This window comes from Modestobacter sp. NPDC049651 (genome assembly GCF_040659695.1).
GTDB lineage: Bacteria > Actinomycetota > Actinomycetes > Mycobacteriales > Geodermatophilaceae > Modestobacter.
Map to the genome: position 1 here is coordinate 82,856 of NZ_JBFAOG010000002.1, position 15,324 is coordinate 98,179.

The following is a 15,324-nucleotide window of genomic DNA, read 5'->3' on the forward strand; positions in this document are numbered from 1 at the left end:
TCGGGTGCGCACAGGTCGAGGGAGGACACTTGCCGCCTGTGACCCGTCCGTCGACCGCCGCTGCGCCGACCCGCGCCCCGCTCGACCCCGACGCCGCCATCTCCGTGCGCGGGCTGGTGAAGCGCTACGGCGACCGGGCCGCCGTCGACGGGCTGGACCTCGACATCCGGCGAGGCGAGATCTTCGCGCTGCTGGGCCCCAACGGCGCCGGCAAGACCACCACCGTCGAGGTGCTCGAGGGCTTCCGCGACCGCGACGACGGCGAGGTGCGGGTGCTCGGCGTCGACCCCGCGGTGGGCGGCCGGCGCTGGAAGGCGGGCCTGGGCATCGTGCTGCAGTCCGGCCTCGCCGACAGCCAGCTGACCTGCCGGGAGCTGCTGCGCGCGCAGGCGTCGTACTACCCGGACGCCCGGGACGCCGACGAGGTGCTCGCGCTGGTCGGCCTCACCGAGAAGGCCGGGTCGCGGGGGCGCACGCTGTCCGGCGGCCAGCGGCGCCGGCTGGACGTGGCGCTGGGCATCATCGGCCGGCCGCGGCTGCTGTTCCTCGACGAGCCGACCACCGGCTTCGACCCGGAGGCCCGCCGACGGTTCTGGGCGCTGATCCGGGAGCTGCGCGAGCTCGGGACGACGATCCTGCTCACCACCCACTACCTGGACGAGGCCGAGGAGCTGGCCGACCGGGTGGGGGTCATCGCCCGCGGCCGCGTGCTGGAGGTCGCCGTCCCCTCGGAGCTGGGCGGCCGGGGCACCGCGCCCGCCGTCGTGCACTGGACCGAGGACGGCGCCCGGCGCACCGCCGAGACCGACACCCCGACCGCGTTCGTGCAGCAGCTGGCCGCCCGCTTCCCCGACGAGGTGCCCGACCTGGTGGTCGCCCGGCCCACGCTCGAGGACGTGTACCTGCGGATGATCGGAGAGCGGCGTCCGTGAGTGAGCATCGCAGCGAGCGCCAGCGAGCGGGGAGCGCAGCGATCGGCCGAGCGGAGCGAGGAGCAGTGCCATGGCTGTGAGCACGACCGTGACCGAGGCGCCGCTGCCGGGGGCGTACCGGACCCGGATCGGCGTCGAGCTCAAGGAGTTCTTCCGGCAGCGCGAGGGCGTGACGTTCACCGTCCTGTTCCCCGTCGTCCTGCTGCTCGGGCTCGGCTCGGTGCTCGACTACGACATCGGCGCCGGCGTCGACTTCTCCCAGTACTTCATGGCCGGCGTCATCGCCGCGGGCATCGTCGGCGCGAGCCTGCAGAACCTGGGCATCTACATCGCCAGCGAGCGGGCCGACGGCACGCTGAAGATGCTGCGCGGCACCCCGATGCCGGCCAGCGCCTACTTCGTGGGCAAGGTCGTGCAGGTGCTCGCGGTCGCCGCGGTCACGATCGTGCTGCTGCTGGTGGTCGGCGTCCTCGTCTACGACATCGACCTGCCCTCGGCCGCCGACTGGGTCACCTTCCTGTGGGTGGCGCTCCTCGGCATCACCGCCTGCACCCTGCTGGGCATCGCCGTCTCCAGCCTCGCGCCCAACCGCCGCTCGGCGTCCGCGCTGATCAGCCCCGCCGCGCTGCTGCTGGAGTTCGTCTCCGGGGTGTTCATGCCGTTCGGGAACCTCCCGCACTGGCTGCAGGTGGTCAGCTCCTTCTTCCCGGTCAAGTGGATGGCCCAGGGCATGCGCTCGGTCTTCCTGCCCGACGCGCTGCAGGTCGACGAGCCCGCCGGCAGCTGGGAGCTCGACCGGGTGGCGATCGTGCTGGCGGTCTGGTGCGTGCTCGGCCTGGTGCTCTGCGTGCGCACCTTCCGCTGGCAGGACCGCGGCGACCGGTAGTCCCGGGCCCGGGTACCTGTGCCCAGGGGGCTGCGGACGGCTCAGTACCGTTCGGCAGGTGGCTGCTGAACTGACCGCCGAGGACCTCGCCCGCGCGCCCAAGGTGCTGCTGCACGACCACCTGGACGGCGGGCTGCGGCCGCAGACCGTGCTCGAGCTCGCCGAGGAGGCCGGCTACCGCGACCTGCCCGCCGACGAGCCCGCGGCGCTGGGCCGCTGGTTCCGGGAGGCCGCCGACTCCGGCTCGCTGCCGCGCTACCTGGAGACCTTCGCGCACACCGTGGCCGTGCTGCAGCGGCCCGAGGCGCTGCAGCGGGTGGCCCGCGAGGCGGCGCTCGACCTGGCCGCCGACGGCGTCGTCTACGCCGAGGTCCGGATGGCGCCGGAGCTGGCGACCGCCGGGGGCACGTCGCTGGACGCCGCGGTCGAGGCGATGCTCGACGGCTACGCCCAGGGCAGCCGGGACGCCGCCGCGGCGGGCCGGCCGATCGTCGTCGGCACCCTGCTGTGCGCGATGCGCCAGGCCGACCGCTGGGTGGAGGTCGCCGAGCAGGTGGTCCGCCACCGCGACGCCGGCGTGGTCGGCTTCGACCTGGCCGGGCCGGAGGACGGGTTCCCGCCGGACCGCATCCCCGAGGCGATCGCCCTGCTGGACCGGGCCGGCGCGCACCGCACCATCCACGCCGGGGAGGCCGCCGGGATCGGATCCATCGCCGCCGCGCTGGACGGCGCCCGCGCCGAGCGGCTGGGCCACGGGGTCCGGATCGCCGACGAGGTGCCGCTGGGCGGCCCGCTCGGGCCGGTGGCGGAGCGGGTGCTCGACGAGCAGGTGGTGCTCGAGGTCGCGCCGTCGTCCAACGTGCAGACCGGTGCCTACCCCTCGCTCGCCGACCACCCGGTCGACCGGCTGCTCCGGGCCGGCTTCGCGGTCACCCTCAACACCGACAACCGGCTGATGAGCGGGGTGTCGGTGACCAGCGAGCACGCCGCCGTCGCGGCGACGTTCGGCTGGACCTGGGACGACGTGCAGACCGTCGCCGAGCGCGCGCTGGCCGCCGGGTTCGCCGACCCCGCGGTGCGCGAGCGGCTGCTGGTGGACGTGCTCCGGCCGGGGTACGCGGCGCTGCGTGACTGAGCTCGCGGCCGGCTACCCCTCCGGTCAGGACTGGGAGCAGGTCGGCGAGCTCGGGCTCGCCTTCCTGCTGTCGGCGCTGATCGGGCTGGAGCGGGAGCTGCGGCAGAAGGCGGCCGGGCTGCGGACGCTGACCATCGTCGGCTTCGCCTCGGCGCTGTTCATGCTGATCAGCAAGTACGGCTTCTTCGACGTGGCCGGGCCGGGCGTGAGCATCGACCCGTCCCGGATGGCCGCGCAGGTCGTCTCCGGGCTGGGCTTCATCGGCGGTGGGCTGGTGTTCGTCCGCCGCGACTCGGTGCGCGGGCTGACCACCGCGGCCGTCGTCTGGCTCACCGCCGCGGTCGGGATGGCGGCCGGCGCGGGGCTGCCGCTGCTGGCCGTGCTGGTGACCGCCGGGCACTTCGTCATCGTCTACGGCTTCACCCCGCTGGCCCGCCGGCTGTCCCGGCGGGTGGCCGGCACCCACCAGGTCCGGCTCACCTACCGGGACGGCGAGGGCGTGCTGCGCCGGGCGCTCGCGGAGTGCACCAGCCGGGGCTTCGTCGTCCGCGAGCTGACCACCGCCCCCGACCCGTGGGACGGTCAGGACGACGGCACCCGGCGGGTGTCGCTGCGGCTGACCGTCGAGGGGCGGGGCACCGCCACCGAGCTCGCCGCCTGGCTCAGCGACGTCGACGGCGTGCTCGCGGTGACCGCCGGCGACGTCGACGAGGAGGCCGACTAGCGACCCCGAGGGTGGGGTGCGCCACGCTGCGGAATCATCCGGGGCGCTGCGCTGCTAACCTGGACGTGCCGGTGAGTGCCGGTCATCCTCCCGGACGGTCCTGTCCGGGCAGCGCATCCGTGCAGATCACGCGTCATCGCAGACGGCGGCGATCACCAGTGTGAGCGCCGGTCTCCCGGCGGTCACCACACCACGGGACGCGCACCGATCTGTATCGGAGTTCCCGCTTGACCTCGTTCGACTCTGTCGACGCCAGCACCACCCAGACGAACACCACCTCTGAGACCAGCACCCCCGAGGTCCCCGTCGAGCCCCAGGGCCCGACGTTCGGTCAGCTCGGGCTGCCGCAGCAGCTGGTCACCGCTCTCGAGCGGCGCGGCATCCACCGCCCCTTCGCCATCCAGACCTCCGCGCTGCCCGACGCGCTCGCCGGGCGGGACGTGCTGGGCAAGGCGGCCACCGGCTCGGGCAAGACCCTGGCCTTCGGCCTGCCGCTGCTCGCCCGCCTCGGTGCGGACGTCCAGCAGGGTCGCCGCGCGCCGCGCGGCCTGATCCTGGTGCCGACCCGTGAGCTGGCCCAGCAGGTGCACGACAACCTGGCCCCGCTCGGGCAGGCGATCGGCGTCCAGCTGGCCGCCGTCTACGGCGGTGCCTCGATGTACCGGCAGATCCAGCAGCTGCGCCGCGGCGTCGACGTGCTGATCGCCACCCCGGGGCGCCTGCAGGACCTGATCAACCAGGGCGAGACCACGCTGTCCGACGTCTCGCTCTCGATCATCGACGAGGCCGACTTCATGGCCGACCTCGGCTTCCTGCCGGTCGTCAAGGAGCTGCTCGACCAGACCCGGCGCGACGCCCAGCGGCTGCTGTTCTCGGCCACCCTGGACGGCGAGGTCGACACCCTGGTCCGCCGCTACCTCAAGGACCCGGCCCGGCACGAGGTCGTCCGCGCGGAGGACTCCGGTCCGGCCGCCGAGCACCTCGCCTACAGCGTGTCCTTCCCGGACAAGCTGCGGGTCGCCGAGCAGATGGCCGCCCGCCCGGGCCGGATCATCATCTTCGTGCGCACCCAGCACGGCGCCGACCGGCTGGCCGACAACCTGCAGCAGGTCGGCATCAAGGCCGAGGCGATCCACGGCGGCCTGCCGCAGTCGGCCCGCCGCCGTGCGCTGGAGGCGTTCACCGACGCGCGCAGCCCGGTGCTGGTCGCCACCGACGTCGCCGCCCGCGGCATCCACGTCGACGACGTCTCGCTGGTCCTGCACTACGACCCGCCGGCGGACCACAAGACCTACCTGCACCGCTCGGGCCGCACGGCGCGCGCCGGTGCCGCGGGTGTCGTGGTCTCGCTGCTGCTGCCCGACCAGGTCGGCCAGTCCAAGCGGCGCTTCCGCCAGGCCAAGGTCGACCCGCAGGTGAGCCGGATCCGTCCGGGCGACGCCCCGATCGCCGAGCTCGTCGCCGGGGGCGTGCACGTCGAGCCGGTGGAGCGCCCGGTGCGCGAGCGCCGGCCGTCCTCCGGCCCGGGCGGGCGTCGTCCGCGCCGCGACGGTGACCGTCCCGGTGCGCCGCGCCGTTCGTACGGTGACCGCGAGCGGTCCGGCGGCCGTCCCCAGGGCGAGCGCACCTACGGTGACCGCCCGCAGGGTGAGCGCACCTACGGCGACCGCCCGCAGGGCGAGCGCTCGTTCGGTGAGCGGTCCTACGGCGAGCGGTCCGAGCGCTCCTTCGGTGGCGACCGGCCGCGCGGCGACTCCCGGGACCGTCGTCCCGGTGGGTACCGCGGCCAGGGCGAGGGGCACCGCTCCGGCGGCCGCCCGTCCCGCCCGGCGCGCTCCTACTGAGCACGCGCCCCGCTGAGGCGGGGCGAGCAACGACGAACGGCCGGCTCCCGCACCGCGGGGGCCGGCCGTTCGGCGTTCGGGGTCCTGCGTCAGTCGCGGTAGGTGACCGCGCCGCGGACGGCGGTGACGACCTCCGACCACGGCCCGGTGACCGTCGCGGCGTCCTGCGGGTGGATCGGGGCCTCCGGGTCGGCCTCGCTGCGGCCCAGCGCCCGGCCCAGCGGCGAGGCGCCGCCGAGCAGCTCCTCGACGTGGGCGAGCCCGGCGTACTCGGCGACGTCGCGGGCCCCGTCGGCCGGCTGCAGCAGCACCCGCTGCGGGATCAGCCCGCCGGCGCCCCCCGCCACCTCACCGAGCACCTCGGCGAGCTCGGCCAGGTCGTAGCGGTCCTCCTCGGCCGGCAGCGGCAGCACGTCGGTGTCGGCCACCTCCGGCCAGGACGCGATGTCGGTGAGGTCGTGCGCCTCGTCGCCGGCGCAGAAGCGGGCCAGCTCGACGGGGGAGGGGAACAGGAAGACCTTCCCCTCGCGGCCGAGGAAGCGGGCCCTGTCCTGCACGTAGCAGCGCAGGGTCAGCCCGGCGCCGTCGGGGAGCACCAGCTCGACCGGCAGGATGCCCACCGCCTCCCAGAACTCCTGAGCGGCGGCCACCGCGGCCGGGGTCGCGGTGAACCGGGCGCCCTGGACCGTCGTGCTGGCGGCGGTCGCGGCGTCGGCGGGGGCGGCGGCGGTCGAGCCGGCGGCCGGGCGGCGGAGCGCCGCGTCGTCCTGGTCGTCGTCCTGGTCGACGTCGACCAGCTCGGTGTCGTCCAGGTCGTCCTCGTCGTCGTCGGGCTCGGCGGCGCGGGCCTCGGCCTCCTCGGCGGCGGACGGGTAGGTGTCGGGGTCGACCCGGCCGGCACCGGTCCAGTCGAGGTGGTCGTCGAGCTCCTCGACGACGTCCTCCCACAGCTCGTCGACGGCGGTGCCCAGGCGCGCCCAGGCCTCCTCGCCGTCGCGGCCGAGGAACGCGTCGATGCCCAGGCCGAGCGCGGCGACCTCCGGCCGGGCGACCAGCTCGGCGACCGACTCGAACACCGTCTCGTCGTCGTCGGCGAGCAGGTCGTCCTCGTCGTCGCCGGCGGTGTCGCAGCACTCGGCGAGCCGGCCGACCATGTCCATCAGCGCGGCGAGCTCGTCGACGGCCCAGCGGTCCGGGTTCTCCGCGACCACGTCGTAGACGCCGTCGAGGTCGAAGCGGTGGTCCTCGTCCGGGGTGAGCTCAGCGGCGTCCAGCCCGGCCACGACCGGCCAGACCGGGTGGTCGGCGAGGTCGTGGTCGGTGCTGGACCGGCAGAACGCGGCCAGCGCCGCCGGCGAGGGGAACAGGTGGACGACGGCCTTCGCCTCCGGGGCGTCCGGGTCGTCGTCGTTCAGGTCGGCGCGCACCTCGACGGTGCTGCCGAGGAACGCCTGCCACTCCTCGCCGTCCTCCTCCCACGGTGGCGCCCACAGGGTGTAGCCCGTGCGGTCGTCGAGGGTGAGGGCGATCGGGACGATGCTGGGCCTGGCCACCCGCCCATCCTGCCGGGTGCGGCCGGGGGCCCGCAGGCCGGTACCGCTAGAGGCCCATCGGGTGCCACACCGACTTGGTCTCCAGGAACGGCGTCAGCCGGGACAGGCCCGGGTCGGCGGTCCAGTCCGGCTCGTCGGCGCCGGCACGCAGCACCCGCTTGACGGTGCCGGCTGCCGACCGCTCGAGCTCCATCGCCAGCGGGCCGCGGGCGCCGGCCAGGTCGATCGCGTCGACGTCGGCGTGCTCGGCCAGCCACGGACCGATCTCCGCGGCGTCGCCGGTGAGCAGGTTGACCACGCCACCCGGGACGTCGGACGTCGCGAGCACCTCGCCGAGCGTGATCGCGGGCAGCGGCCGGGCCTTGGAGCTGACCACGACGGCGGTGCTGCCGCCGGCCAGCACCGGCGCGAGCACGCTCACCAGGCCCAGCAGGCTGGACCGCTGCGGCGCCAGGACGGCGACCACCCCGGTCGGCTCCGGCGTGGAGAACCCGAAGTAGGGGCCGGCGACCGGGTTGCTGCTGCCCAGCACGGCGGCCAGCTTGTCGGTCCATCCGGCGTACCAGACCCAGCGGTCGATCGCGGCGTCCACCTCGGCGCGCGCCTTGGACGACGACAGCCCCTCGCCGGCGGCGACCTCCTCGGCGAACTGGGCGGCGCGGCCCTCCATCACCTCGGCGACCCGGTACAGCACCTGGCCGCGGTTGTAGGCGGTGGCGCCGGACCACTTCGCGAACGCGCCGCGGGCGGCCACGACGGCGTCCCGGGCGTCCTTGCGCGACGCCCACGCGGCGTTGGCCAGGAAGTGCCCCTTGGCGTCGCTGACCTCGTAGGTGCGGCCGGACTCCGAGCGGGGGAACGCCCCGCCCACGTACAGCTTGTAGGTCTTGCGGACGGCGAGCCGCTCGGTCACTGGTTGCTCCCCTGGAGGTAGGCGGCCAGGCCCTGCCGGCCGCCCTCGCGGCCGTAGCCGGACTGCTTGTAGCCGCCGAACGGCGAGGTCGGGTCGAACTCGTTGAAGGTGTTGGCCCACACGACGCCGGCGCGCAGCTGGTCGGCGACCTTGAGGATCCGGGAGCCCTTCTCGCTCCAGATGCCGGCCGACAACCCGTAGGTGGTGTTGTTCGCCTTGGCGACCGCCTCGTCGGGGGTGCGGAAGGTGAGCACGCTCAGCACCGGCCCGAACACCTCGTCGCGGGCGATCCGGTGGGCGGGGGAGACGTCGGTGAACACCGTCGGCGGGAACCAGAACCCGCGGTCGGGCAGCTCGCAGGCCGGCTGCCAGCGGTGCGCGCCCTCGGCCTCACCGATGTCCGACAGCTCGCGGACCTTGGCCAGCTGCTCGGCGCTGTTGATCGCGCCGAGGTCGGTGTTCTTGTCCAGCGGGTCGCCGACGCGCAACGTGCCGATGCGCCGCTGCAGGGCCGCGACCACCTCGTCGTGCACCGACTCCTGCACCAGCAGCCGGGAGCCCGCGCAGCAGACGTGGCCCTGGTTGAAGAAGATGCCGCGGACGATGCCCTCGACGGCCTGGTCGACCGGGGCGTCGTCGAAGACGATGTTGGCCGCCTTGCCGCCCAGCTCGAGGGTCAGCCGCTTGTGCGTGCCGGCCACCGCCCGGGCGATCTCCCGGCCGACGTCGGTCGAGCCGGTGAAGGCGACCTTGTCGACGTCGGGGTGCGCGACCACGGCCCGGCCGGTGCCCCCGGCGCCGGTCACGATGTTGACCACGCCCGGCGGCAGGTCGGCCTGCTGGCAGACCTCGGCGAACAGCAGCGCGGTCAGCGGCGTGGTCTCCGCGGGCTTGAGCACCACGGTGTTGCCGGCGGCCAGCGCCGGGGCGATCTTCCACGCCAGCATGAGCAGCGGGAAGTTCCACGGGATCACCTGCCCGGCCACGCCCAGCGGGCGCGGGGCCGGACCGAGGCCCGCGTAGCCGAGCTTGTCGGCCCAGCCCGCGTGGTAGAAGAAGTGCGCCGCGGCCAGCGGGACGTCGACGTCCCGGCTCTCCCGGATCGGCTTGCCGTTGTCCAGCGACTCCAGGACGGCGAACTCCCGCGCCCGCTCCTGCAGCAGCCGGGCGATGCGGAACAGGTACTTGCCGCGGTCGGCCGGGCGCATCGGGCCCCACACGCGGGTGAACGCCCGGCGGGCGGCGCGGACGGCGCGGTCGACGTCCTCGTCGCTGCCCACGGCGACCTCGCTGAGCACCTCCTCGGTGGCCGGGTTGACGGTCTTCATCGTCGTGCCGGTGCCGTCGGTGAACTCGCCGTCGACGAACAGCCCGTAGCTGGGCCGGAGGTCGACGATCGACCGCGACTCGGGCGCGGGGGCGTACTCGAAGACGCCGGGGGCGGGACGGGCGGGTGAGGTCATCAGTCCACGCTCACGTGGTCGGGGCCGGAGTAGTGGCCGGTGCGGAGCTTCTGGCGCTGCTGGAGCAGGTCGTTGAGGAGGCTGGAGGCGCCGAAGCGGAACCAGTCCGGGGACAGCCAGTCGGCACCGGCGGTCTCGTTGACCAGCACCAGGTGCTTGACGGCGTCCTTCGTCGTCCGGATGCCGCCGGCGGGCTTGACGCCGACCTGGCGGCCGGTGGCGGCGCGGAAGTCGCGGACCGCCTCGAGCATCACCAGGCAGACCGGCAGGGTCGCGGCGGGGGAGGTCTTGCCGGTGGAGGTCTTGATGAAGTCGCCGCCGGCCAGCATCGCCAGCCAGCTCGCCCGGCGGACGTTGTCCAGCGTGACCAGCTCGCCGGTCTCCAGGATCACCTTGAGGTGGGCCGGCCCGCAGGCCGCCTTCACCGCGACGATCTCCTCGTAGACGTCGAGGTAGCGCCCGGCGAGGAACGCACCGCGGTCGATGACCATGTCGATCTCGTCGGCGCCGCCCGCGACCGCGTCCTCGACGTCGGCGATCTTCACCCGGCGGCTGGCGCGCCCGCTGGGGAAGGCGGTGGCGACGGCTGCGGTGTGGATGCCGGTGCCGTGCAGCTCCTGGCTGGCCACGCCGGCCAGGTCGCCGTACACGCAGACCGCGGCGACCGCCGGGCACGCCGGGTCGGTCGGGTCAGGGCGGCGGGCCTTGGCGGCCAGGCTGCGCACCTTGCCGGGGGTGTCGGCGCCCTCGAGGGTGGTCAGGTCGACCATCGAGATGGCGGTGTCGATCGCCCAGGCCTTCGACGTCGTCTTGATCGAGCGGGTGCCGAGGACGGCGACGCGCTGCTGGGCGCCGACCTGGTCGACGCCGGGCAGCCCGTGCAGGAACGCGCGGAACGCCTCGTTCGAGCGGGTCACGTCGGCGAACGGCGCGAGCGGCTCGGGGAGCGGCCGGCCCTCGCGGGACAGCGCCTCGGGGTCGAGCACGTGGGTCATGCCGACCATCATCCCCGACCCCTCCGACGTCCCGGGCCGGGGCGGGAACCCGCGGCCGGCCGGGCCCGTTGAGCCCGGGTCGCTCGCGGACCATGGAGGTCGTCGATGCCCGCCCCGTCCAGCCCCGCCGTGCTGCCCGCCCTGCCCCCGCCCGCCGAGCAGGCGCAGCGCCTGGTCGACCTCGGCGTCCCGGCGCTGACCGGCCTGCCGGCCGCGGTGTTCAGCGCCGCCGCCGCGCGGGCCGGCGACGGCCTGCTCGTCGTCCACCCCGACTGCCTGCCCGCGTCGGCGCTCGTGCCGCTGCTGCGCTGGGAGGGCCGGCCCGGCTTCCTCGTGGTGGACATGGCCGACGTCGACGACTTCGCGCCCGTCGTCGAGCTGCCGCCCGCGCCGGTCTACCTGCTGCGCGAGGTCGACCGCGGCGACGCGATGGCCAACTGGAGCCCCGACGAGGCGCTGCCGGCGCTCACCGCCGCCGGCCGCACGCCGATGACGGTGGGGGAGGGCGTGCAGTGGCTGCTGCACCGGCCGGAGGCGCTGGCGCGCAACCACTGCTTCATGACGATCGGCTCGCGGGCCCGCCGGCCCAGCGGTGCGCTCGACGCGCGCACGCCCGCGGTGTGGATCAGCAACGGCACCGGCCGGGACGGCGCCGCGCGGCGGAACGCGGCCAAGGTGGGCTGGTGCTGGGCAGGGAACCGGCACACCTGGCTGGGCATGGCCTCCGCGGCCGCCCGGGAGGGCCTGCCCGGCTGAGCGTCAGCGCGGCGTCCGCCCGGGCAGGAGGCGGCCGCGGGGCGGGCCCTCGTAGACCGACCGCGGGCGGAAGCGCAGGCCGCGCTCGTCGACCTCCTCCAGGTAGTGGGCGATCCAGCCGGCCGTGCGGGCGACGGCGTGCACGGCGGCGGGCGTCCGGTCCGGGAGCGCGAAGGCGCGGGTGAGGGCGGCCAGCGCGAGGTCGACGTTGGCGCCGGGCAGGCCCAGCCGGTCCGCGGTCGCGGTCAGCCGGCGGGTGGCCGCGAGGGTGGGCGGGCTGCCGCCGGTCGCCTCGACCTGCCGCAGCAGCAGGACGGCGCGCGGGTCGCGGCGGTAGAGCAGGTGGCCGAAGCCGGGCACGTGGCCGCGCGCCGCCGCGGCGGCGAGCGCCTGCGCCGGGTCCGGGGCGTCCAGCAGCGCGAGGGCGGCCCGACCGGAGCTGCCGTGCAGCGGGCCCGCCAGGGCGCCGAGCCCCGCGGCCACCGCCAGCTCGGGGCCGGCGCCGGTCGATGCGGCCACCCGCACGGCCAGCGTGCTGGCGGCGAGGTCGTGGTCGGCCAGCAGCACCAGCGCGGCCGCGAGGGCGGCCGTGACGTCCGGCCCCGGGTCGGCACCGCACAGCGTCCGCCCGAGCAGCAGGGCCACCGGCTGGGCGGCGTCCCCGTCGACCTCGGCGTCCGGGGCCGCGGCGGCGAGCGCGACGGCCCGCACGAGCGTGGGGCCCATCGCCAGCGCCCGCTCGTGCCGGTCGCCGTCGCCGCCCTCGAGCGCCGCGCCCGCGGCGAGGACCGCGGTCACCGCCCGGGCGTGCACCCCGGACGTCCGGGGCAGCGCGGCCACCGCGCGCCGGGCTGCCTGCAGGGCGCCGGGGTCACCGGTCAGCCGCTCGGTGGGGTCCCAGACGGACTCCCACAGCCAGGTGGCGGTCGCCTCGACGTGCGGCGGGTCGAGCAGCCCGGTGACGTCGACGCCGCGGTAGGCGAGCCAGTCCTGGCCGATGCCGGTGATCGCCGTCCGGACGACGGCCGTCGACGAGGTGGGCCGCCGCGCGAGCAGGCCCTGGGTGCGCAGCCGGTCGACCTCGTCCGGGTCGAACGTGCTCGTGCGGCCCTCGCGCACCGAGTGCAGGAGACCGCGGGAGACGTAGGCGTAGACGGTCGTCCGGTCGACGCCCAGCCGCTCGGCCACCTGCAGGGTGGTCAGCCGTCGAGGGGTCGCCGTCACGCCCCGAGCCTGCCGGATGCATTGACCCGGTCAACGTTGCCCGCCGTCCGGGCGCTGACGAGGGTCCCGCGCAGGGCGCGACCGCCCCGGTCGCGCGAGCACAGGAGGACCACATGAGCACCGAGTTCCGCCCCGGCCTGGAGGGCGTCGTCGCCGCCGAGACCGAGATCGCCGAGCCCGACCGCGCGGGTGGGGCGCTGCGCTACCGCGGGGTCGACGTCGAGGACCTGGTCGGCCGGGTGACCTTCGGCGACGTGTGGGGGCTGCTCGTCGACGGCCGGTTCGGTGCCGGGCTGCCGCCGGCCGAGCCGGTCGTCGTCCCGGTGCGGACCGGCGACGTCCGCGCCGACGTGCAGGCCGCGCTGGCGACGCTCGCCCCGCGCTGGGGGATGCCGCCGCTGTTCGACTCCACCGACGAGCGGGCGCGGGACGACCTGGCCCGCGCCTCGGTGACCGCGCTGTCGTTCGTCGCCCGGTCGGCGCGCGGCGCGGAGCTGCCGGCGGTGCCCGAGCGGGTCGTCGACGAGGGGGCGACCGTCGTCGAGCGGTTCCTGCGCCGCTGGCGCGGCGAGCCGGACCCCCGGCACGTCGCCGCGCTCGACGCCTACTGGACGTCGGCCGCCGAGCACGGGCTCAACGCCTCGACGTTCACCGCCCGGGTGATCGCCTCCACCGGTGCGGACGCCGCCGCCGCGCTCTCCGGGGCCGTGGGCGCGATGTCCGGGCCGCTGCACGGCGGGGCGCCGGCCCGGGTGCTGCCGATGATCGAGGAGGTCGAGCGGACCGGGGACGCCGCCGGCACGGTGCGCCGGGTGCTGGACGCCGGGGAGCGGCTGATGGGCTTCGGCCACCGCGTCTACCGCGCCGAGGACCCCCGCGCCCGGGTGCTCCGCCGCACCTGCCAGGAGCTCGGCGCCGTGCGGTTCGAGGTGGCCGCGGAGCTCGAGCAGGCCGCCCTCGCCGAGCTCCGGTCGCGGCGGCCCGACCGCGCGATCGAGACGAACGTCGAGTTCTGGGCGGCCGTCGTCCTCGACCTCGCGGAGGTGCCGGTCGCGATGATGCCGGCCATGTTCACCTGCGCCCGGACGGCGGGGTGGTCGGCGCACGTGCTGGAGCAGAAGCGGCAGGGGCGGATCATCCGGCCGGCGGCGGCCTACGTGGGGCCCGCGCCCCGCCGTCCGGAGGACGTCGAGGGCTGGTCGTCGGTCGCCGTCCGGTGACGTGCCGAGTGGGCAGTCGTGGTCGCCCGGCGCGGCGCGTCCGCCCGTGTCGCCGACCGCAACTGCCCACTCGACCCTGCCCGTGCGGTTCTCCGCCAACGACCACGGACTGGCCGGTTGAGCTGGGGATTCGTCTGGTCCGGGTGATCGTTCTCCGGTATACTTCGTACACACGTTCGAAGAGACCGGGAGGTGTCGTGCACGCACTGCTGGCGTTGCTGCGCGACCTCTCGGAGCAGGACCTGCACGAGCTGACCGACGGGGAGGCCCTGGACCGGACGGCCCTGCTCGTGGCGGCGGGGAACATGGTCGCGGCCGAGCTGACCCGCACCGCGCGGCACGCGGAGACCACGCAGGCGCCTGAACTCGATGGGCTGACGTCGATGCGGTCGTGGCTGGTCGGGCACCAGCGGGTGTCGGCGAACGACGCGTCAAAGCTGACCCGGGCCGGTCGGACGCTGCCGTCCTTCCCGCTGGTGGCGGCCGGGTTCGCCGAGGGTTCGATCAGCGCGGCGCAGGTGGACGTGATCGCCGACGCGGTGGGACCGAAGGAGATCGCCGCCGCTGCGGCGCAGGGCATCGACCTGTCCGCCTTCGACGAGGACTGGGCGCGGGTGGCGCGCGAGTCGTCCCACGAGGCGTTGAAGATCGCGGTGCAGGCATTCGAGGCCGCGCTGGACCCCGATGGTCCCGAGCCCGATCCGGCCGACTGTCGGAGCCTGCGGATCGTCAAGCACGCCGATGGCAGCACGACCGGCAGGTGGGACCTGGACGCGGTGGCCAGCGAGAAGGTGCAGGCCGCGCTGGAGTCGCAGGTGCAGGCCGACCGGCCCAAGGGCGACACCCGTAATCGGGCGCAGCAGCAGGCGGACGCGTTGGTGCAGATCGCGGACAACCAGCTCGCCAGTGGGCAGCTGCCGGTCCTGCGGAGCGAGAAGCCGCACGTGGTGCTGCAGATCAAGCTGGAGGACCTCGTCGACCCGGCCACCGGCTCCCAGACCGCGACCATGGGTTTCGGGGCGCAGATCTCGGCAGCTCGGGCCCGCTGGCTGGCCTGCGACGCGGTGGTCTCCCGGGTGGTGATGGGTCCGGACGGGATGCCGCTGGACTACGGGCGAAAGCACCGGATCGTCCCGGCGGGCTTGCGGAGAGCCGTCGTCGCCCGGGACAAGAACTGCGTGTTCGCCGGCTGCGGGGCACCGCACTGGTGGGCCGATGTGCACCACCTGGTGCACTGGATCAACGGCGGTGAGACCAGCCTCGAGAACTCGGCACTGTTGTGCGAGCGGCACCACACCAAGGTCCACCACGGGTTCCGGGTCGAGCGACAACCGGACGGGCGATGGCGGACGTTCCGGCCCGACGGCACCGAGATCCTCATCGGACCCCTGGTCACCTGAGCGCTGCGATGCTGGGCGCCATGACGGACGCCCGCGACCGGTCGGAGCTCGAGCGGCTCGCGCTGGCCGAGTGGTCGCCGGCGGCTGGTGCGCGGATCGAGTCGGTGACGGTCGTCGACGACCGTGCAGAGGTGGTCGTGCGCCTCGGGCCCGGCTACGACGACTTCACGTACTTCCAGCGGGGTGACGACGGGGCGTGGCACGAGATCGTCTCCGGCAACGGGCCCACGGTGGGTTGGGACGACCCGGCGCAGATCGAGTGGTGAGCAGGCGCCGCCG

The 15,324-nt window shown here is 75.2% G+C and carries 14 protein-coding genes; 9 read left to right on the forward strand and 5 right to left on the reverse strand.

Translation table 11 applies throughout. The annotated features are described in order from the left end of the window. The first annotated feature begins 38 nt into the window (after positions 1 to 38). The 5 genes from AB0J00_RS03765 to AB0J00_RS03785 all read left to right on the forward strand — a co-directional run bounded on the left by AB0J00_RS03765 (position 39) and on the right by AB0J00_RS03785 (position 5,521). Positions 39 to 932, forward strand: a complete 894-nt coding sequence (locus AB0J00_RS03765) for an ABC transporter ATP-binding protein (protein WP_357740361.1) — start codon at positions 39 to 41, stop codon at positions 930 to 932. A gap of 70 nt (positions 933 to 1,002) precedes the next feature. Beyond that, the gene (locus tag AB0J00_RS03770) at positions 1,003 to 1,818 is read left to right on the forward strand and encodes an ABC transporter permease (RefSeq protein WP_357740364.1); all 816 of its coding nucleotides are present in this window, start codon (positions 1,003 to 1,005) and stop codon (positions 1,816 to 1,818) included. A gap of 58 nt (positions 1,819 to 1,876) precedes the next feature. Further along, on the forward strand, positions 1,877 to 2,953 hold the full coding sequence (locus tag AB0J00_RS03775) for an adenosine deaminase (protein WP_357740367.1): 1,077 nt from the start codon (positions 1,877 to 1,879) through the stop codon (positions 2,951 to 2,953). Then, a complete protein-coding gene (locus AB0J00_RS03780; RefSeq protein WP_357740370.1) occupies positions 2,946 to 3,677 on the forward strand; it encodes an MgtC/SapB family protein in 732 nt (243 codons plus the stop codon). The genes AB0J00_RS03775 and AB0J00_RS03780 overlap by 8 nt, the downstream gene beginning before the upstream one ends. A 227-nt stretch (positions 3,678 to 3,904) precedes the next feature. Then, the gene (locus tag AB0J00_RS03785) at positions 3,905 to 5,521 is read left to right on the forward strand and encodes a DEAD/DEAH box helicase (protein ID WP_357740373.1); all 1,617 of its coding nucleotides are present in this window, start codon (positions 3,905 to 3,907) and stop codon (positions 5,519 to 5,521) included. Positions 5,522 to 5,610: 89 nt separating this feature from the next. Here the strand turns inward: AB0J00_RS03785 and AB0J00_RS03790 are convergent, their stop codons facing one another. The 4 genes from AB0J00_RS03790 to deoC are packed head-to-tail and all read right to left on the reverse strand — an operon-like array spanning position 5,611 to position 10,445. Continuing rightward, the gene (locus AB0J00_RS03790; RefSeq protein WP_357740376.1) at positions 5,611 to 7,074 is read right to left on the reverse strand and encodes a hypothetical protein; all 1,464 of its coding nucleotides are present in this window, start codon (positions 7,072 to 7,074) and stop codon (positions 5,611 to 5,613) included. A 46-nt stretch (positions 7,075 to 7,120) separates the two neighbouring features. Then, a complete protein-coding gene (locus tag AB0J00_RS03795) occupies positions 7,121 to 7,987 on the reverse strand; it encodes an aldehyde dehydrogenase family protein (protein WP_357740379.1) in 867 nt (288 codons plus the stop codon). Further along, a complete protein-coding gene (locus tag AB0J00_RS03800) occupies positions 7,984 to 9,450 on the reverse strand; it encodes an aldehyde dehydrogenase family protein (protein ID WP_357740381.1) in 1,467 nt (488 codons plus the stop codon). The genes AB0J00_RS03795 and AB0J00_RS03800 overlap by 4 nt, the downstream gene beginning before the upstream one ends. Beyond that, entirely contained in the window at positions 9,450 to 10,445 is a 996-nt protein-coding gene (gene deoC / locus AB0J00_RS03805; protein WP_357740384.1) for a deoxyribose-phosphate aldolase, read from the reverse strand. Before deoC ends, AB0J00_RS03800 begins: the two co-directional genes overlap by 1 nt. 105 nt (positions 10,446 to 10,550) lie before the next feature. Here deoC and AB0J00_RS03810 point away from each other — a divergent pair, with 105 nt between their 5' ends. Then, positions 10,551 to 11,201 (forward strand): DUF5701 family protein, encoded by a 651-nt coding sequence (locus AB0J00_RS03810; protein ID WP_357740387.1) that lies wholly within the window; start codon positions 10,551 to 10,553, stop codon positions 11,199 to 11,201. Between the two features lie 3 nt (positions 11,202 to 11,204). Here AB0J00_RS03810 and AB0J00_RS03815 read toward each other — a convergent pair whose 3' ends face one another. Beyond that, a complete protein-coding gene (locus AB0J00_RS03815; RefSeq protein WP_357740390.1) occupies positions 11,205 to 12,425 on the reverse strand; it encodes a citrate synthase in 1,221 nt (406 codons plus the stop codon). Between the two features lie 113 nt (positions 12,426 to 12,538). Here AB0J00_RS03815 and AB0J00_RS03820 point away from each other — a divergent pair, with 113 nt between their 5' ends. From AB0J00_RS03820 to AB0J00_RS03830, 3 genes are all read left to right on the forward strand, one after another. Beyond that, a complete protein-coding gene (locus AB0J00_RS03820) occupies positions 12,539 to 13,645 on the forward strand; it encodes a citrate synthase 2 (RefSeq protein WP_357740393.1) in 1,107 nt (368 codons plus the stop codon). A 197-nt stretch (positions 13,646 to 13,842) separates the two neighbouring features. Beyond that, positions 13,843 to 15,045, forward strand: coding sequence for a DUF222 domain-containing protein (locus AB0J00_RS03825; protein ID WP_357740396.1), 1,203 nt, complete (start codon positions 13,843 to 13,845; stop codon positions 15,043 to 15,045). Positions 15,046 to 15,065: 20 nt separating this feature from the next. Continuing rightward, a complete protein-coding gene (locus AB0J00_RS03830) occupies positions 15,066 to 15,311 on the forward strand; it encodes a hypothetical protein (RefSeq protein WP_357740399.1) in 246 nt (81 codons plus the stop codon). Positions 15,312 to 15,324 lie beyond the last annotated feature (13 nt).